Origin of the sequence: Aequorivita vitellina (assembly GCF_022008365.1) — a bacterium.
Taxonomy (GTDB): Bacteria; Bacteroidota; Bacteroidia; order Flavobacteriales; family Flavobacteriaceae; genus Aequorivita; species Aequorivita vitellina.
On the sequence record NZ_JAIRBA010000025.1, the window covers coordinates 1 to 18,380 of the forward strand.

The 18,380-nt window shown below is 37.1% G+C and carries 15 protein-coding genes; 9 read left to right on the forward strand and 6 right to left on the reverse strand.

Going from position 1 to position 18,380, the window contains the following annotated elements; translation table 11 throughout:
* Nucleotides 1-1,840: 1,840 nt before the first annotated feature.
* Entirely contained in the window at nt 1,841-2,464 is a 624-nt protein-coding gene (locus K8089_RS11955) for a hypothetical protein (protein ID WP_237603525.1), read from the reverse strand.
* A 258-nt stretch (nt 2,465-2,722) separates the two neighbouring features.
* Between K8089_RS11955 and K8089_RS11960 the strand changes: the two genes are divergently transcribed.
* The 5 genes from K8089_RS11960 to K8089_RS11980 all read left to right on the forward strand — a co-directional run bounded on the left by K8089_RS11960 (nt 2,723) and on the right by K8089_RS11980 (nt 7,495).
* Entirely contained in the window at nt 2,723-3,442 is a 720-nt protein-coding gene (locus K8089_RS11960; protein WP_237603526.1) for a LytTR family DNA-binding domain-containing protein, read from the forward strand.
* Between the two features lie 219 nt (nt 3,443-3,661).
* Nucleotides 3,662-3,823 (forward strand): hypothetical protein, encoded by a 162-nt coding sequence (locus tag K8089_RS11965; RefSeq protein ID WP_237603527.1) that lies wholly within the window; start codon nt 3,662-3,664, stop codon nt 3,821-3,823.
* A gap of 85 nt (nt 3,824-3,908) precedes the next feature.
* A complete protein-coding gene (locus K8089_RS11970; protein WP_237603528.1) occupies nt 3,909-5,939 on the forward strand; it encodes a tetratricopeptide repeat-containing sensor histidine kinase in 2,031 nt (676 codons plus the stop codon).
* A 4-nt stretch (nt 5,940-5,943) separates the two neighbouring features.
* Complete coding sequence (locus K8089_RS11975; RefSeq protein WP_237603529.1) at nt 5,944-6,627, forward strand: response regulator; 684 nt, start codon at nt 5,944-5,946, stop codon at nt 6,625-6,627.
* Nucleotides 6,628-6,814: 187 nt separating this feature from the next.
* The gene (locus K8089_RS11980; RefSeq protein WP_237603530.1) at nt 6,815-7,495 is read left to right on the forward strand and encodes a hypothetical protein; all 681 of its coding nucleotides are present in this window, start codon (nt 6,815-6,817) and stop codon (nt 7,493-7,495) included.
* 14 nt (nt 7,496-7,509) lie between these two features.
* Here K8089_RS11980 and K8089_RS11985 read toward each other — a convergent pair whose 3' ends face one another.
* Nucleotides 7,510-7,752, reverse strand: coding sequence for a hypothetical protein (locus K8089_RS11985; protein ID WP_237603531.1), 243 nt, complete (start codon nt 7,750-7,752; stop codon nt 7,510-7,512).
* 35 nt (nt 7,753-7,787) lie between these two features.
* Here K8089_RS11985 and K8089_RS11990 point away from each other — a divergent pair, with 35 nt between their 5' ends.
* Nucleotides 7,788-9,290, forward strand: coding sequence for a MauE/DoxX family redox-associated membrane protein (locus K8089_RS11990; RefSeq protein ID WP_237603532.1), 1,503 nt, complete (start codon nt 7,788-7,790; stop codon nt 9,288-9,290).
* Between the two features lie 84 nt (nt 9,291-9,374).
* On the forward strand, nt 9,375-9,632 hold the full coding sequence (locus K8089_RS11995; RefSeq protein WP_237603533.1) for a DUF6520 family protein: 258 nt from the start codon (nt 9,375-9,377) through the stop codon (nt 9,630-9,632).
* Between the two features lie 41 nt (nt 9,633-9,673).
* On the opposite strand, the gene K8089_RS12000 is transcribed toward K8089_RS11995, so the two are convergent.
* Genes K8089_RS12000 through K8089_RS12010 form a run of 3 tightly spaced genes read right to left on the reverse strand, consistent with a single transcriptional unit; the run spans nt 9,674 to nt 16,725 of the window.
* Nucleotides 9,674-12,319: an alpha/beta hydrolase family protein gene (locus tag K8089_RS12000; protein WP_237603534.1), complete on the reverse strand. Its 2,646-nt coding sequence runs from the start codon at nt 12,317-12,319 to the stop codon at nt 9,674-9,676.
* Nucleotides 12,320-13,708 carry a RagB/SusD family nutrient uptake outer membrane protein gene (locus tag K8089_RS12005; RefSeq protein ID WP_237603535.1) on the reverse strand — a complete coding sequence of 463 codons (1,389 nt, stop codon included), beginning with the start codon at nt 13,706-13,708 and terminating at the stop codon, nt 12,320-12,322.
* Between the two features lie 14 nt (nt 13,709-13,722).
* Entirely contained in the window at nt 13,723-16,725 is a 3,003-nt protein-coding gene (locus K8089_RS12010) for a SusC/RagA family TonB-linked outer membrane protein (protein WP_237603536.1), read from the reverse strand.
* A gap of 243 nt (nt 16,726-16,968) precedes the next feature.
* Here K8089_RS12010 and K8089_RS12015 point away from each other — a divergent pair, with 243 nt between their 5' ends.
* Both K8089_RS12015 and K8089_RS12020 read left to right on the forward strand, forming a co-directional pair.
* On the forward strand, nt 16,969-17,349 hold the full coding sequence (locus K8089_RS12015) for a helix-turn-helix domain-containing protein (RefSeq protein WP_237603537.1): 381 nt from the start codon (nt 16,969-16,971) through the stop codon (nt 17,347-17,349).
* Nucleotides 17,350-17,364: 15 nt separating this feature from the next.
* On the forward strand, nt 17,365-17,757 hold the full coding sequence (locus K8089_RS12020) for a helix-turn-helix domain-containing protein (RefSeq protein WP_237603538.1): 393 nt from the start codon (nt 17,365-17,367) through the stop codon (nt 17,755-17,757).
* Between the two features lie 242 nt (nt 17,758-17,999).
* Here K8089_RS12020 and K8089_RS12025 read toward each other — a convergent pair whose 3' ends face one another.
* Nucleotides 18,000-18,224 carry a hypothetical protein gene (locus K8089_RS12025; RefSeq protein WP_237603539.1) on the reverse strand — a complete coding sequence of 75 codons (225 nt, stop codon included), beginning with the start codon at nt 18,222-18,224 and terminating at the stop codon, nt 18,000-18,002.
* Nucleotides 18,225-18,380 lie beyond the last annotated feature (156 nt).

Genomic DNA, 18,380 nt, shown 5'->3' on the forward strand with positions numbered 1-18,380 from the left:
CGGCGGATAAAAGTTGTGGGTTGTCCGTTTCTAAATAGCATTGACCGTTTTTAGTTGTTTGTTGTGGCTATGATTTGGGGCGGGGTGAAAGTTCCCTGATGGCGAGAGATTTCGTCTCAACATCCCCCCTGCCCCCCCGTTCAAAGGGGGGGAGCGCGTCATGAATGGTGCTGAGGTTGTTTTATTTGACAAGTGCTAAAGTTTTGAGTATTGTTATTTTTTTGAGGGGACAGAGGGGTTGGGAGGTTTTTGAACGGGGATATTGCTTTCGGGGGTATTCGTTATACAGCGGGGTTCGACTGCGCTACCCTGACAATGGGAATGGAGGCTCGATCCGATAGCTATCGGATGCTGTTCGGCTGCGCTCGGGACGGGTTGCTCTGCTTGACAATGGGGCTTGCGATGGGATGCGTTAGACAGTGGGGGTTCGACTGCGCTCACCCTGACATATTGCTCACCTTGATATATTGTTTGCGGTAGTATGTGTTAGACGGAGGGGGTTTGAGTGACTATTTATAAACTTTTGTTTTTTAAATAAGTAGAACGGAAATTAGCGGTGTTTGGTTCTAGACGTTACTAAGCCCTCCTTTTGAAGGGGGGTTGGGGGGATGTTTTTGACGGGCTGCTCAGCCTGACATTTGGCTTGCGATTGGAGGCGTTAGACAACGGGGTTCGACTGCGCTCACCCTGACATTGGGAATGGAGGTTCGACTGCCCTTCGGCTCAGTTTAGGACAGGCTAGCTCACCCTGACAAAGAGGCTTGCGGTGGGATGGGTTAGGTGACGGGAGTTCGATCCGATAGCTATCGGATGCTCTTCGGCTGTGCTTAGGACGGGCTAGCTCACCCTGACAATGGGGCTTGCGATGGGATGGGTTAGACGCCGGGGGTTCGACTGCGCTCACCCTGACAAAGAGGCTTGCGTTGGGATGCGTTAGGTGACGGGGGTTCGACTGCCCTTCGGCTCCGCTCAGGACAGGCTGCTCACCCTGACAATAGAGCTTGCGATGGGATTCGATCCGATAGTTATCGGATGCTGTTCGGCTCCGTTTAGGACAGGCTGCTCGCCCTGACATATTGCTCAAACTGACAATTGGGCTTGGGGTTGGGTTATTTTAGGTGGTGTATTATTGTTTCGGGGTTGATGCCGGTGTAGTCTGCGAATTCGTAGATGGTGAGGAGGTGGTGCTTTTTTTTGTGAAGGTAGTTTCTTATTTCCTTGTTTAGGTAGAGGGCGTGACGGTATGACTTGCCCGTGAGGAGTTGGATATCTTTTGGATATATAACTATTCGGGAGGTGCGGGAACTTTTGGGCGAAAGTGGAGTTTTGATATTTTTTTCATCGGGGTACATGGTGGTTTTTTAGAGTTATAAATGTTTGAGGGACATTTATATAAACAGATAGGCGTAATTTGAGGTGACAATTGATTAGCATTGAAAATTAATTTTAATGAAATAAGACTAAGATTTATAGTTGCTTTTATTTTGGTTTTAATTAAAAAAAACGGGGTTTTAGATTTTAACATAGTAGTATGATAGTAGGGGTTGACTAGGGAAACACTAGCATGAACGTAGCACTAGAGTAGCATGAAAGGTACATGAAACATACATAGATGCGGGTTGAACACTACATTAAGTCACCCTGAACCATACATAGATAATTTTGAACAGTACATAAACACATCATTTAGTTTTCGTTTTTTAGCTTTTTTTAATTCATTTTTTAATTAATCACTGAATTATTGTGCTTAAAAAATCTTGATGCAGTTTGTGTGTATTTTGTTTGGTGTTGGGCAGACCTCAGCGTAAAAATTACTGGGTTGACTTGCCATGTTATTATTTTAATTAAGGGCTTTGAATTGTATGAGATGTCGCAATTGATCTAAGGGTATAAATTGGATTTTTGAATATTTGCGGCGTACTATTTTGTATCTACTTATATGTTTGAAATAATAAGCATCGCCTAAAAAATACAATAGAATAATATGCATTAGGTCGTGCAAATCTGATTTGGGTAGTTGCTTATCCATTTCTAAATACAGGAGGAGATGAAGTTTATTGGAGGTTTTGTAAATTTTTTTTACCGCAAAATAAATTTGATAGATATTATTTTCAGTGCCTAAAAACTGGTTATAAGCGCACAACGCTATGATAGAATGCTTATATGGAGTGATGCCCGACTGAAAATGCCACTGAGAGAAGGAAGGAGCTTTATCGAGCAACCGTGCGGCGATTTTTTTTAATGTGGATCTACCTTTTGTTAAAAAAACTAAATTGGCCGAAGGAGTGTCGTTTTTATTAAAACTTATTAAAATATAAAGTTTTGGGTGAAGTTTACGAACCAATTTGTCTAAAACACAATAAATATCGTATTGTGTCCTTTTATCGTCGATGCTCCGTGCAAAAAGGAAGTTTTTTTGTTTTAAAGAAAAGTAATTCCAAAAACTGCTTATTTCTGTTTCCATGATTTTGAAGATTTTGTTAGTTATCGCTTTATAGGATTCTAGCCTTCAGGTGAAAATTCAATCTTATTTTTCTGAAACTATTTATTTATTTACGTGGCAGAATTGCGAATGCACGAATTTCAACTAGAGGTGTCTTTGTAACTGCAAATTATTAAAATACATTGCAAAATAATGGCGGACGAACTGCCAACGATGGCGGTTGAACCGCCATTATTAGTTATATAATTGTGGTATTATTCAAGTGCTAAATTTTATGCTTTGCGATATTACCTCATCATTGGAGCTATACCAGCAGCCTTGAATGCAGTAATTCCCGTTTTTGACAAAAGCGGGGAGTTTAAGTGTTTGGGGATGGCAGCCGAAAATGCTATTAATTGGAGTAAAATACTGAAGTTGCCGCCAGAATTAATTTTGATCAATCTGGATGACCCGAAAGTAGAAGTGTCTAAGATCATCAAGAAATGCAACATTAAATTAGGTGTAATTCCTAATTATATTGGGATAACAACTTCGTATGAAAAAGGATTTAATGCATTTAGAGTTGGTTTTGTTGATGTAATTCTCGCCCCATTTACCAAAATCAAAATATTGAAGGTTCTGGACAAATATAGAGTTGCTTTTTGGCCAAGTTACATTTATTGTATAGACTGCTATTATGACTTTTTTTATATAAACCTTCATGATTTACTTCTGATTAAAGCCGATAATTATAATACAGATTTTTTCATGAGGGATGGTTCGATCCATGCTAGTTTTAAAAATCTAAAAAAAACCCATCCCCTGTTACCTTCCAATTTTCAAAGAATAAACAGAAGTTATGTTATAAATTCCTTTTATGTTTATAGAATACATACTGGAAAGAGCCAACTATATCTACGGCATTACGACCAAATATTAACCTATACAAAAAAATATCGCAACAATATTTTCCTTATTAAAAAGCAATTGTTAAAAGCTCCTGAATCTATTTTCGCTTGATTTATACCCCTTCACATGTTCTACCCCCCCTACTCACATGAATTTTAGGGCACCTCACAGGATAGCTCTCTATTATTTCGGTTTTTATAATTATGGATATTACTTTAGACGACAGGAAGTTGCTCTCCTACTGGTCTATTGCCAGGTTCATTGTGCACAATGATTACCTCTTCGCAGGAAGAGGATTGTCACTTATTCAATAATTTAAAAACGTACACAATGAAAACAAAATTAATATTTCTAGGGCTATGGTGTTTTATAGGATTATTAACCTCCTGTACTCCCACTCCAATCAATAACGACAATAAAGTTGAAAAAACCCAGCCAGTATATGCCACAGGTGGTGAACACAGTACTGAAGCAGATAATGAAAAGGATTAAATTTCATAACTCCCTAATTTTGAGAGAAGCCTTTTATAATAAAGAGGCTTTTCTTAATTTTGTGTACCCCCCTAACACATTAATTATGAGCACCTACTATTCAACACACGGGCGGGCGTTTGGCTATGCCCTTTTTTTATTTCTCAATTTAGCTTCCCTTCCACTCACCGCACAGAGAGCACCAATGGATCCGGATTTTGAAAAGCATTTAAATCAGGCTCTTAACGACAGTTTATCTCTAGAGGTTAGAAAAAAACACTTAACCTTCTATTATAATCTAGTAAAGGAAATTCAAGATGATAGTTTGAAATATGAACGAATAAGCGAAATTGTTGAAATAGCTTCAAACCTTAAAGATTCCGTTTATTTCCACAATATTTCCAACGTAGGCCATAAACTAGCACTTAGCATAAATAAGCCATCATTTGTTGGGGATTCACATTGGAATTATGCCGCATATTATTTAAACGAAAAAGAATACGAGCGCAGCTATGACCACTATCACCATGCGTATAAGTTATTTATTGAAGCAAATAATGATTATTACGCCGGGAAGATGCTGTACAATATGGCTTATATATCAAGCAAGACTTACGATTATACTGGAGCCGAAATTCTTCTTTTTCGGAGTATCAAATTATTTGAGCAAACGGGAAGTACCTTACAGCGCTATCGCAGTTTTAACCTATTAGGTACTATAGCTGACGACATGGAGGAATTTGAAAAAGGTCTGAGTTATTATACTACTGCGGCCAATTTAATAAAGGAACTTGACAAGTGGGAGTATAATAGACTGCAAAATTTGAACAATCTGGGAGTACGATTAATAAAGATGAAGCAATTTGACGAAGCTCTCTCCTATTTTAACGAAGCCCTTTCATTTCCTGAAATTCTTAGATCATCACCAGCTTTACTAGCTAAATTACTAGACAACAGAGCATATTGCTTAATATCCCTCGGGAAGCATGAAAATGTAGTTTCTTCTATGTTAAAGGCAATAGCCATACGCGATAGTATAGACGATACATCAGGGCGGGTTATAAGCAGACTTCGATTTGCCAATTATTATGGAAAGATTGGCGACAGCGCGCAGGCTATAGTATATGCAAAGCATGCCAGAGAGCTTGCAAGCGAGAATAATTTAAAGCGGGACGTGCTTCATTCGCTAGAGTTTTTAGCGGTGTATGATAGAAAGAATGCGGTTTCGTATTTGGAGCGACATATAGCTTTAAATAAAAAGATAAATGCAGAGGATCGAAATTTGAGAAATAAGTTTACAGCTATTCAATACGAGACGGAAACCTACATTCGTAAAAATGAGCGGCTTTTAAAACAAAAGCTGCAGCTTTTATTAATATCGTTGGTTTCCATTGCCATTCTTTTACTTATTTATTTAAATACAAGGCAACGCGCAAAAAATAAGCAGCTACTGCTGGAGCGGCAGGAACAGCAATACAATGAAGATATGTATTTGATGGCACTTGCCCAGAAGTCGAATCTAGAAAAGGGAAGAGCGGAAGAACGAAAGCGCATCAGTCAGGAATTGCACGACGGAATTATCTCAAGACTATTTGCGCTCCGGTTTAAGTGGCAAACGATTAAACTTAGTGGCGAAGCTATAATGCTAGAACAGCACAGACATTTTTTAAATTTATTAGAAGAATTAGAGACTGATATTCGAAACCTTTCCCATGAGTTTCGAAATATGCTATATATGGAAGATAAAAATTTCCTCAATGGCATTAAAACGCTTATTAAAGAGAAAAGCGAAATAGGAAATTTCACCTTTCGTTTTGATTATGAGCAGGCGGAGGATTGGGAAAATATACCGTTTATTACCAAAATTAATGTGCAGCGTTTTTTTGAAGAGGTACTTCAAAACGTAATAAAACACGCTCAAGCTACGGAAGTAACAGTATCTATTTACAGGGATATGAAGGTGTTAATATTTAAAATAACGGACAACGGGAAGGGGTTTAGCCAATCGCAATTAAAAAAAGGGATAGGAATTAAAAATTTAGAAAACAGGAGTAGTAAATTAAAAGGGAATCTTGAGGTACAATCAACATTAAATGTTGGTACGGTAATTTGTTTATGCATTCCCATTAATAATTAATGGTATGGAGACAAAAAGTATAAATGTATTCATGGTTGACGACCATGCTATGATTTTGAAAAGTTATGCAGATGAATTGAAGAAATTTGAAAACCATAGTGGAATCTATCGGTTTCAGATAGAGCGAGCGTATTCTTTATTACAAGCGATAGATGTATTAAAATTTACTTTTGAAAAAAGAGAGATGCATTTGGTCCTATTGGATATTGGTTTACCAAATTGCGAAGTTCCGGGTTATAAATCTGGTTTGGAATTAGGAATTGCAATCCGCGAGAATTACCCAAAAACAAAAATAATAGTTATTACTAGTTATAACTCCTATCCCCTAATACAGAGATTATTTGACCTTATAAAACCCGAAGGATTACTGTTAAAAGGAGAGCTTAATCCTGAGGGGTTGCGGGCAGCAGTTCAGGATGTTTTGGAGGGAGTGCCCCACTTTACTAAGACCGTGCGGAAATTTTTAACCCAAGCTCCTGTGAAACCTAATATATTAGATCATTATGATATGCTTATACTCTATTACCTATCTGAGGGGGTGCTAACCAAGGATTTAGTAAACCACCTACCACTATCATTAAGATCAATTGAAAGGAGAAAAAATAATCTCAAGGATATTTTAAAACTGGATTATAAAAGCAGTGATGTAATGCTATTAAACAGAGCAAAGGAGGAAGGGTTTTTGTGAAACCGAGATGTTAGACCGCACTTCTACTAGAATATAGAGCGCTTCGCTGCTAGAATCTAGACCGCTTCGCTGTTAGACTTGAGAGCGCTACGCTGCTAGAACCTAGATCGCTTCGCTGTTAGATTATAGACGGCTGCGTTATTAAACTTTAGACTTGACGAAATACAACTGATAAATAATATAAACTGTGGCAGTTAAGACATTGAAATATCTTTTTATTGAACATCTTTTATTTGTAAAAGATGGGTTTTACGATGGGTTAAAGCAAATTTCAAGGAGCAATTCTTTTCTAAAGTTAGAGGGTATTGAAATAAGTGATGTTGCAACCAATAGTCCGTTACTCAGCGAGCTTATTGATAATAATAGATTTTATTTTGTTTGGGTTAATTTAGATTTTCCGTTGGAGTTAAAGGAGGAACATACTACTCCTGTAGCGTTACTTGCTGCTATAAAAAAGAAATATCCGGAAACACATTTAGTGGTTACGATGAGAAATATCACTGTTTTTTCCTTACGGAAGGTGTTCAAAAAAATAAACCCACAGATCGTTCTTGAATTAATAGACTGTGATCGAGAAACAATAATTGATGCATTAAGAAGTGTTTTTAAAAAGGAGGTTTACTACAGCCGAAATGTTTTGATGCTATTGTATAAATTTTTAGAAACATTTGAAGTGATGGACGATACAGACTATGCCATATTGCACGAGCTTGATCTTGGTACTGCAGTTAGCGCCCTACCGAAAAAAGTGCACCTCGCCCATTCGACAATCTTAATTAGAAGAACCAAACTTAAGGAAGTATTTAAATTAGTAGGAAAAACTGATATGGATTTGATAAAAGCTGTAAAAACGCAGCGATTTGTATAAGTCTTTCTTATAACTCATCCACATTTATTTAGCCTTAAGTTAATATAGTATTGCTTTACAATATCTAATTTTTCAAGGATAATCCTTGAATTTTCAGTGATAATCCTTGAAATATCAGTGATAATCCTTGAATTTTCAGTGATAATCCTCGAATTTTCAGTGATAATCCTTGAATTTTCAGTGATAATCCTTGAATTTTCAGTGATAATCCTTGAATTATCAGTGCATTTTATACAGATAGTTTCATTTTGGCTCACTAATTTTATCTATGTAAAAATTGAAACACAATATTATGTTTTCGCTAGATAAAAAATATTTTAATGCAGAAACTGTAGTTATAATTATCAGCTATCTCTATAGCTTACTCTTTCTCTACGCAGCTGTTAGCAAATTATTAGATTTTGAAACCTTTACTGTGCAATTGGCTCAGTCTCCTTTACTTAGTGCTTTTGCAGGGGTTATTGCTTGGTTGGTCCCGGGAATTGAAATAGCTATTGCCGTGTTATTGATGGTTCCTAAATTTAGAACACTAGGCCTCTATGCTGCCTTTACCCTAATGGTAATGTTTACGGCCTATATATTTATCATTCTAAATTACTCTGACTTTATTCCCTGTTCTTGCGGTGGAGTTTTGGAGAAGTTGAGTTGGACACAGCATCTTATTTTTAATGTAATTTTCATAATCTTGGCGGGGGTGGCGGTCTTTTTTACTGCGCAAGGGAATAACAAAAAGACCTTGCTTTTGCATGCCACCCTTGCCATTATCGGGATTGGGATAGTGGCTTTGTTGTTTGCTTTTTCGGAGAAGAAGATGCACAGGAATAATGCGTTTCAGCGAAGGTATCCGCATCATCCTGCCAATGAAGTACAAAAAGTGGATATTGGATATAATTCCTATTATTTTGCTGGGATTACCGAAGACTCCATTTATCTCGGTAATAATTCTGCGCCGCTTCATGTTTTAGCAATTAGCAAGAAAACGCAAGATACCCTCCACAGGTTTATTAAACTTCCCAATTACGATTTTCCATTCAGAGCAATAAGAGTAAAGGTAACCGATTCTATTTTTTATGTGATGGACGGTAACGTTCCCGTAATATTCAAAGGCTCATTAAGGGAATTAAAAGGAACATTGCTTCCTCAGAATCATCATCGATTCATTTTATCAGAACCACTTGACGAGGGTTACTTTGCAATTCGAGCTTATGATACTATAACAGAGGGCAACATTCTAGGGCGTATGAGTGATGGCAATAGTCACACTACCCACTTTTATCCAAATATCTTAAAAGCTTATGGGGACGTATTTTTTGATACCGACGGACTCCTACTTTATAATGCGCAGCTCAAAAAAATTATTTATGTGTATTACTACCGAAACGAATATGTTACGATTGAAAATGAATTTTCAAAATACCATAGCGGAAGAACTATAGATACCATCTCAAAACCAGTGTTGGACGTTCGCACCATAGCATCAAAAAACGAAAAAAGACTGGGTAAGAATCCTATATTAGTCAATATTGAAGCTGCAACATTTGGTAATTACCTATTAATCCAAAGTGAGCGCCTTGGTAAATATGAATCTGAAAAAATGCTGGATGGAGCTTCTATAATAGACGTTTACAATTTGGAGGACAGAACCTACGTCTTCAGTTTTTACCTATATCACCCAGGCTTAAATAATACAATAGAATTTAGACTTGACGGGGAATTATTGTATCTAATTGTTGACCACTTTTTGATTACCTATAAATTAAAAGCCGAATATTTCACTTTAGATTCAAGGCAATAAAAATACTATATAGTGAAGGGGTGAGACCGAAAACCTTTAGAAAAGAGTAGGTTGAAATCAATTAATTTTTAAATTTTTAATATTATGAAAAAATCGAGTAAAAATTGGCTTCTGCCCTTAGTGGCAATTGCCTTAGCAATTGGCGGTGCATTTGCCACCAATTTAAACACAAATGACAATATGCTGTCAACGGGATATGCAACTGTGCATATGCCTTGCGATACGCCAGTAGATTGTTCGACGGTGCCTGGCTTGGCTTGTAAAGCGCCAAGTGGGCAGATTGCGTATGGGAAAATAAACCCCAATGACGGTTTCTGTCCGGTAATACTCTATAGAAAGTAGAGTAAAAGAGAAAAGGCTGGTTTGCATTTCGCCAGCCTTTTTTAATGGTATTCCTTAATCCATTTTTTAGCTGTTTTTCCTCTAAGATAATGATCGAACCAATCTTGCATTTTCAAAGTTAAGTCTTTTGCATTATTTGAATGGTTCAGTAGGTGTCCTTCATCTTGATAGAGCAACATAATATGTTCCTTTCCCAATTTACGGAGCGCTAAAAATAGTTCCACTGTCTGTTCCCAGTTTGTATTGGTATCCAGTTTACCTACCCAACTCAAAAAGGGGATATTAATATTTTGGGCATATACTATTGGCGAATTTCGCTCATAAGCTTCTCTTGCATTATAATATCCTGTTCCTAATCTTATACTATAACTTTCAAAACGATAAGATTGTGGGACATCCCACATCCAAGCCATTGATAAATAAAGACTTCGAAGATCACTAATTCCTGATCCAGCTACGGCCGTGGCAAACATATTGGTTTGGGTTATCAAAAACATAGTTTCGTACCCGCCCCAAGAATGACCATAGGCGCCTATTTTCTCATTGTCAATAAACTTATTTTTTATAACCTTATTTACTCCATCTATAATACAAGCAACTGCTGAGATTCCGGGATTTCCGATTTCATATACAATATCTGGGCAGAAAACAAAATATCCCTTAGTGGTATAGTTTGAGATATTAAAGCCGTGTTCTTCATACATTGAAGGACTAATGTATTTATGAAGATTTTCAGCCATCTCTTCATAATAATAAGTAACCATTGGATATTTAATTTGGGGATTAAAATTAGATGGGTAGTATAATATGCCCTTTAAACTATCCTTTTGAGAAGTGTAGTAAACCAATTCTGATTTACCCCAATTGTATTTAAAATGTTGGGGGTTTGACTGCTGTAACAAAATTGGCTTTTTTTGTTTTAGGTTGAGAAACATCAGCTGCGGAGGACTATCATACCGCTCTTGGGTATATATTACCGAATTACCATCATCTGCCAAACGTAAATTGGAAACAAAGCTATCTTTAAAAACTATTTTTTCCAGACCTACATTATTGTTATATGTAAAATATCCCGTGCGTTCATCGACTAGCGAGCGTGCTTTAACAATTATCCCATTTGTAAAGTCATACAGTTGTGCATTGAAATCTTTATAGGGGTTATTTAAATAATTATAAAGTCTAAACCTTATCTTCTCGCTTCGTCCATTGGTAATCTTTCTCGTTTTATTTCCATTGGGAGTGATGGCCCAAATATCAAATTTGTCATAAATTAATACTTCGGCTTCATTTATTGTCCAACCTGCCAGTCCGTAGGGTCTAAAAGGTATGATTCTGGTGTCTTCTGTGTTTAAGAAACTATGTTGAAGGTTCTGGGTTAGATTACTATGACTATCATTTAGTGCATCATAGCACCACCAATTATTTTCTTTAAAATAAACCAGATAGCGACCTGATGGGGAAATTTGGAATTCCATACCAAAGGGTTTTTCCAAAATAGATTTATGATCTCCCGATTCTATATCGTTAACTAGTATTTCTGAGGCGGGGGCTTTATCATTAGCTGCTAATATATAATCTTTCACTGAATACGAAAAAGCGTAAGGAGAACCTTTGCGGATCTCAGTCATACTCTGCTCGGTATTTCCCAATAAGTGCCACTCTTCCGTTTCCAAGTTCCAAGAAACTGTCATGTCAGGGTTTTGAAGAATGTGCTTTAATTTTTGATATGCGGGGTACAAAAATTCATCTTTTGTATTCCAGACTTCAACACTTGCAATTTGATTGTCTATGAGTTCAGGTTCTTTAGAAGATTTGATTTCCTGACGTCTGACCCTAAAAAATATGTTTTCGTTATCCTTTGAAATAATTATTGGTTCCAAGAAAGATCCACAGATTTCTAATCCGTTTCTGTTTGAATTAAATACTTTAACCTCCGACGGACTTCTCCAATTTTGAATCCAAAAAACATTGATATTTCCATCTACTTCCATCTCATAAAATGCCAAGCCATTACCATTTAATGACCAAACAAGATTTTTAAAGTTATTTACTTTAGTTACTTTTATGAGTGAGGTTTTTTGGTCTAACAAACTTTGCACAAATAGTTTATTGCCTTCCCCTTCGGAATTTATATAGGCAAGATAGCTACCTTCCTTATTAAGTTGAAATTCGGTGACATTTTCAATTGTATATCCTATCTTTTCCCCTAATCTTTTTACAATCAATCTCTGATTCTCTGGCGAAGCTGTTTTTTGAAGATAAACTATAAACTGGGAATCAGCGGTTATCTCAAAATCGATCACTTCCCTAATTTGCACCTGAGTTCCATTTGTTAAATTGACCTGAGATAGTTTGTTATTGATGTCCTTAATCAGGCACCATTTACCATCTGAGGAAAAACTCTGTTTGTTACCTCGAGGGATAGAAAATTTTTGTCCGTTTTGGGTATTCAATAAAAACAGTGTGTCAGTAGTTTGAGGATAATAAAGCGAATAAGTAGCCCATTTTCCATCGGGTGAGATTTGATGGGGCAGCATATTATGCCATTGTTCATAGTCAACAGGTGTAAGATCTTTTAACTTGCCAACTTGCCCAAATACAGGGCAAGCCAACAAGAAAAAAATGAAAAAAACCACTCCTTTTCTGCCAATCCAAAGTAATTTAACTATGAGTGAAAGAAGTATCATTTAGTATCCGGGATTTTGTGGTTGAAGGTTTGGATTTACCACTAGCTCGCGCTCTGGAAGCGGGAATAACCGATCGGTTGTATTCCAGCCTGGTTTAAGTTGGTCAAGCACTTCATCAAGCTTCCCTACTCTTTTGAGATCAAAAAAACGATGGCCAAATTCGATAAAAAGCTCCAATTGCCTTTCCTGTAATATCGCTATAAGCAATTCACTCTCAGTGGTAGCAGTTGTATTGTCCAAGCCCGCACGATTTCTAATTTTATTGATGTCGTTCTGTGCTTCCGCAATATTTCCCAATCTTGTATTGGCTTCTGCTCTAATAATATATTGCTCTGCCATTCGGAAGATGATGGAATATTCTTGCGAGCTACCTGCTCCCAATCCTATTTTATATTTATAGGGAAAATACCAGCTGTTGTTTCCATCGGTAACGACTCCGATCCAATTTGTTTTTCGCAGATCATTTTCGCTAAATGCATTAACCAATGCACTGCTCAATGCCCTTGTGGAAGGAGGCGCTGAAAGTATTATAAATGTATCGGCTTCTAGCGTATTACCACCTACTTGACCGGGGCTGAATTGCCAAAGAGTAGAGCGACTGGAATTGAGAAATACATTGGCTATATTATCTTCCCATCCATTATTTTCAATTACCAAGCTTGCATATTGATTAGCAAGTTCATAATTTTTTTGGTATAAATACACTCTTGCCAGTAAGGCCAGGGCAGTATATTTATTGGGCCGTGTATGTTCGCCGGTGCTATCTGTTTCAGGCAGCAATTCAGCTGCTTCTAGCAAATCAGCCGTTATAAGAGCGTATACATCTGACTCTGCCATCCGTGACACGGACTTATTAACGATATAGTTTGTTGTTTTAATATAAGGAATATCACCGTAAAGATTCAGTAAATAGAAATGAAGGAGTCCTCTTATAAAAAGAGCTTCCCCAGTGAATTCCGCTTTTTCCTCCTCACTGAAAAAATCTGAACCTGCAACCCCTTCTAAAATGGCATTAGTACTATAAATTTGGTTATAAGCACTGTTCCAAATCTCTGCGACCGCGGGTTCACTAGGGGTTAGATTGTTTTTATTAAAACTCTCTTCGGGCAGTGGAATTGCACTGTAATAGTCAAGTTCGTCCGCATACTGACCCATTAGATTGGACATTCCCTGTGCACCTCCGGATAGAAGACCATAGTCTCGCAAATTTGCGTAGATACCAATTATTGCCGCTTCTACCGTGGTTGGGTCGGTATATACATTATTGCCTCCTAACAAATGGCTAGGAGTTTCCACTTCAATACGTTCACAAGAAAAAAATGCGAAAAGTAATAGAAGGAAGGTAATTCCTTCGCTTGTTTTAAGAATAGTATTATATATATTTTTCATCTTTTATGGTTTTATTAAAGTGTTAATTCAAGACCGATACTGACCAGTTTCAAGGGAGGAAGGTTATCGTAAATTTGGGTTTCCGGGTCTGGTCCTTTGTACTTTGTAAAAGTTAAAAGGTTTTGTGCAAGCGCATAGACACGACAATCAACACCAAGGGTGCTTAGGGTTGGGATCGTGTATGAGAGGGATATATTTTTAAGACGGATGAAAGAAGCATCGCCAACCGAGGAATCGCTGTCATAATTATTGACATATCCTGAAACGGCTTCTTGATTAAGTCCCGTAGTAAACAACTGGACGTTTGTATTATCCCCTTGCTGTTGCCAATGGTTCAATATTTCGGTGGATTGGTTTGCCATGGTTCCTGGTAAGGGACTGTTTGCCATAAAATTTCTACCCTGTTGCTTTACGAACTGGACCAGAAAATCTAAGCTAAGGTTGGCATAGGTAAAGGTATTTTGTATGCCTCCGAAGTACTTAGGACTCAAATTGGCTATAGTTTTAAGATCATTTGGTTTGGTGATGGCATCATCGCCGTCTACATCCTCGAAAGTGTAAATTCCCGTTTCTGGGTCTACGCCATTGCTATTATAAAGCAAGAGGATATCCAGAGGTTCGCCTATTATATACTGATTGGCATAGGTAGAAGCATCAAGATTCGGAAAGGCAAGTAGTTTATTTCGGGGAAGCGAAATATTAATAAAAGTCTTCCAAGAAAAATTATCTCTCTGAAAATTGGTAGTTGCAAGCTCAAATTCCCAGCCCGTATTTTCTACAGTCGCGGGCAGGTTGGCCTGTAAAGTTGAAAAACCTGTGGTTCCGGGAAGCGGTATTCCTACCAATTGGTTTGAAGATCGGTTTTGATAATAGGAAGCCGATAAATTGATTTTATCCTTTAGTAAACCCAATTCAATTGCACCCTCTAATTTTTTATTTGTTTCCCATCCAAAATGGGGATTAAATAGACTTACAGGAATAAGCCCTTGCATACCCTGATATGAGAGTCCGCTGCTGGTATAAGTATCTAAAAACCCGTAATTCCCTATTTGATCATTGCCTGTGGTACCATAGCTGCCACGAAGTTTCCCAAAGCTTAAAAACGAAAGTTTGTTTTTGATTAATTCCTCCTTAGAAAAAATCCATGCAGCCCCGATCGCTCCAAAGTTGGCATATTGGTTTCCGGGTCCAAACCTGCTAGAACCATCCCTCCTGCCTGTTAAGTTCACAATATATTTATGGTTCCAATTAAAATTAAGGCGACCAAATAGCGCCCTATAGTTATAAACTTCTTCCGTATTGCTCATTATAGCAATGTTTGCCGCTGATGCTGGATTGTATATAAGACTGTTACTTGAAAATCCCTGGGCAAATAGAAGGGATTTTGTTGTGATTTCCTTTTGTATTGTACTTCCCAAAAGCAGATTCAAATTTCCTTTACCTATTGACTTTTTATAGTTTAATTGTGGTTCTACGATATAGGAACGTCTGTTTGCTTCATTAACTATGATGGAGGAATAGCTGCTATTTAATCCATAATCGGGATTATAGATTGTATGCGGGGAAGTCTTGGTTTCTTTTAGGGTATTGGTTGTAAAACCCAAGTTGGTCTTGATTTCCAATCCTTTTAGAGGCCGATAGGCAATCGTTCCACTGCTTAAAAGTGTATTTGTACGGGATAGATATTCCCCGTTCAATTGAGCCAAGGGATTTGTAAAGGTGCCGTCCTCCCAATTTAGATCTCCATTAGCGTCATAAAGTGAAGGAGCATTTGGAGGTAGGTTTCGTGCTTCGTTTACCAAGTTAATAGGTGGCAACTTGTTGTTATCCACAACATAATTTCCATTGAATTGCAGTGTAAATTTATTGTTTGGTGAGCTATGATTTAGGTTAAGCAGTGCCGATCCTTTTTTATACTTAAAATCGCCAGGGAACACCGTTGTTTGTTCCTCATAACCTCCCCGGAGTAAAAATCGGGTCTGATTATCACCTCCCTGTACTGATGCACTTGCAGTGTTATAATAGGCGGTACCTCCTAAAAGTTCTTCCTGCCAGTCGGTATATCTATTAGTGGACCACGTACCATTTACATCATAAGCGTTAAATGGATATTCGGTAATACCATCATTGGCAAAAGCTTCACGGCGCATGGCTAAATATTGCTCTGTATTTAGCAGGTCCAAGTCTCTTGTAATACTTCCAACTCCTGTAGTGGTATTTATTTGAAAACGTGTCTTCCCAGACTTTCCCATTTTAGTAGTTATTAGCACCACTCCATTAGCCCCTCTAGAACCATAAATAGCAGTAGCATCGGCATCCTTTAAGACCTCTATACTTTCTATGTCGTTTGGACTAATGCCATTTAACGGACTTTGGGAGTTTCCCAAAACATTGGATACATTGATATTACCAAGTGACTGCGAAGGATAAGGCACCCCATCTACAATATAGAGGGGTTCGCTCCCATCTGCCCGAATGCTATTGCGCCCTCGAATACGTACCGAAAAGCCACCACCGGGAACGCCTGTGCTCTGCACAATATTTACTCCTGCCATCCTGCCCTGCATAGCGGCAAGCGGATTGGAGACAGGTTGGTTTTCAATTTCGGTAGCGGTAATACGTGTGATACTTCCCGTTTTTTCTTTGTCGGAAACTTTATAGTAGCCCGCATTTATTACTACTTGATCCAAGGCTTGCGCACTTGGCTCCATAGTAATATAGAACTCTGTCTTTCCTCCAATTGGTATTTCCTGAGGGGTGTAACCTAGAAATGAAAACACCAAGGTGTCATTTGCGGCCGTGTTTATAGCGAACCTACCGTCAAGATCGCTAATAGTACCTTTGTTTTTATGTTTTAATATAATGTTTACCCCTGCCAAAGGAGCCGTCTCGTCCTGTACCCTACCCGTCACCAAATAAGGTGCATCTTGGGCATAGGTTGTTATTGAAGTAAATAGTGGAAAGAGAAGGCAAAGTGAAACCTTTAAGGCATAGGTATGCCTGTAGTAATTTTTCATACTTTTGTAGTGTTAAATTAGACAACTGATTTAATGTTGGCCTTTCACACGTTGCGCAACAGGGTGTGAGGGCCTTTTTTATAAAGAGTTTAAAAGCTGAAAACAAATTGCAATAGACTTAACTTCCAGCACTTAATTCTTTTGAGTGCAAATAATTAAAAATTTATATATATAAAAAATAATTTTGGTTGACCTTTACCTAAATATCATTGACTTTTACTATATTTATCCAAATTTCTTATTATGACTACAACAACGAAAAGAAAAAAGCACACCTCCCACATGGGACACAATGTGGCAAAATTGAGGTCTTACCTAGGGGTAAAACAAGAGTCCCTTGCTCAGGATTTAAAAATGACTCAACAACAAGTATCCCAAATTGAGCAACAGGAAAAAATTGAAGAAAAAACTTTAGTCGTAATTTCGGAATATTTAGGAGTTCCAGTAGAATTAATAAAGAATTTTGATGAAGACGCTGTCATTTATAATATCAATCATTATAATGTACATGATAATACATTTGCGGATTCTTCATCTGCACAAGTTTTTAATCCAATTGAAAAAATAGTGGAACTTTACGAGAGATTATTGGAAAGTGAAAAAAAAAATTTAACTAACAAATAATTCAATTTTTAAACTATGAAAAATAATTTTGAAAATGTTTCTAGCCATATTGGCCGTAAAATAGAGAAAGTAAGGCTTCTTAGAGGTTTTACTCAAACAGAATTAGGCGAACGATTAGGGGGCATTAGTAAACAAGCTATCAGCAAACTTGAACAGACAGAAGTTATTGATGACAATAGAATCGAAGAAGTAGCTAGAGCTTTAGGAGTCACTCCGTCTGGATTGAAAAAATTTAATGAAGAATCCGTTTTGTATGCTACGGCGAATTTTTATGAAGGAAGTCATTCAGTTAATACTAATATCAATACCATTATTAATGATCCCGTAGATAAGATAATTGAATTTTACGAAAAGAGGCTTCAAGATCTCCGAAATGAAATAATCGCTACCTTAAAAGATAAAAAATAATTCGTAAGTATATTCACTATATGAGCGCACTTTTAATCAAATACTAAGAGATTTTATTTCTCAAATCAAAAGTCCAAAAGTGACATTATAATCCTTTGATAACCTAAAACCTAACAACTCCGAAAATCCACAAGAAAAAAACAATAGCTCCAACAATTACGGCCATTACTAATGAGAATTTAAACTGATCTCTGTAGAATTTTTCGTAGTTACGCATCTGCTATTTATTATAAGTTCACCATTTAATCTTCCCAGCCACAAAGTGAACGACCTAGCTTTTTGGCTTCACTTAACGTTACCGAATACGTATCGGTAGAACAGTTCGACAGACCTCTACAGTCTTTTTTATAATGGTATTTGGTACTTTTCGGGCCTTTGCAGATATATACGCCTGAAACATCCAAGGAAAATGAGGTAAGAAATAAAAACAGTAACCCTCCAATAAATAAACTTTTAATTTTTTTCATTGATTTAATTTTAAAAACTGGGGAGAATATTCAAATATAATAAATTGTTTATTAGACACCTAGAATATTACTTTAGAAAAAAATAATTAAATAAAATTGTTTATTTGGTAATCTCCATGGTTAAAATTGGCGCTGTTACGGTTTTCCGCAATGCAT

What these genes read in the sequence shown, in the direction of transcription:
- K8089_RS11955 (WP_237603525.1), bottom strand. Translation starts at nt 2,464, where the DNA reads ATGGAAACAGAAATAAGCAGTTTTTGGAATTACTTTTCTTTAAAACAA.
- K8089_RS11965 (WP_237603527.1), top strand. Translation starts at nt 3,662, where the DNA reads ATGAAAACAAAATTAATATTTCTAGGGCTATGGTGTTTTATAGGATTA.
- K8089_RS11970 (WP_237603528.1), top strand. Translation starts at nt 3,909, where the DNA reads ATGAGCACCTACTATTCAACACACGGGCGGGCGTTTGGCTATGCCCTT.
- K8089_RS11975 (WP_237603529.1), top strand. Translation starts at nt 5,944, where the DNA reads ATGGAGACAAAAAGTATAAATGTATTCATGGTTGACGACCATGCTATG.
- K8089_RS11990 (WP_237603532.1), top strand. Translation starts at nt 7,788, where the DNA reads ATGTTTTCGCTAGATAAAAAATATTTTAATGCAGAAACTGTAGTTATA.
- K8089_RS11995 (WP_237603533.1), top strand. Translation starts at nt 9,375, where the DNA reads ATGAAAAAATCGAGTAAAAATTGGCTTCTGCCCTTAGTGGCAATTGCC.
- K8089_RS12000 (WP_237603534.1), bottom strand. Translation starts at nt 12,319, where the DNA reads ATGATACTTCTTTCACTCATAGTTAAATTACTTTGGATTGGCAGAAAA.
- K8089_RS12005 (WP_237603535.1), bottom strand. Translation starts at nt 13,708, where the DNA reads ATGAAAAATATATATAATACTATTCTTAAAACAAGCGAAGGAATTACC.
- K8089_RS12010 (WP_237603536.1), bottom strand. Translation starts at nt 16,725, where the DNA reads ATGAAAAATTACTACAGGCATACCTATGCCTTAAAGGTTTCACTTTGC.
- K8089_RS12015 (WP_237603537.1), top strand. Translation starts at nt 16,969, where the DNA reads ATGACTACAACAACGAAAAGAAAAAAGCACACCTCCCACATGGGACAC.
- K8089_RS12020 (WP_237603538.1), top strand. Translation starts at nt 17,365, where the DNA reads ATGAAAAATAATTTTGAAAATGTTTCTAGCCATATTGGCCGTAAAATA.
- K8089_RS12025 (WP_237603539.1), bottom strand. Translation starts at nt 18,224, where the DNA reads ATGAAAAAAATTAAAAGTTTATTTATTGGAGGGTTACTGTTTTTATTT.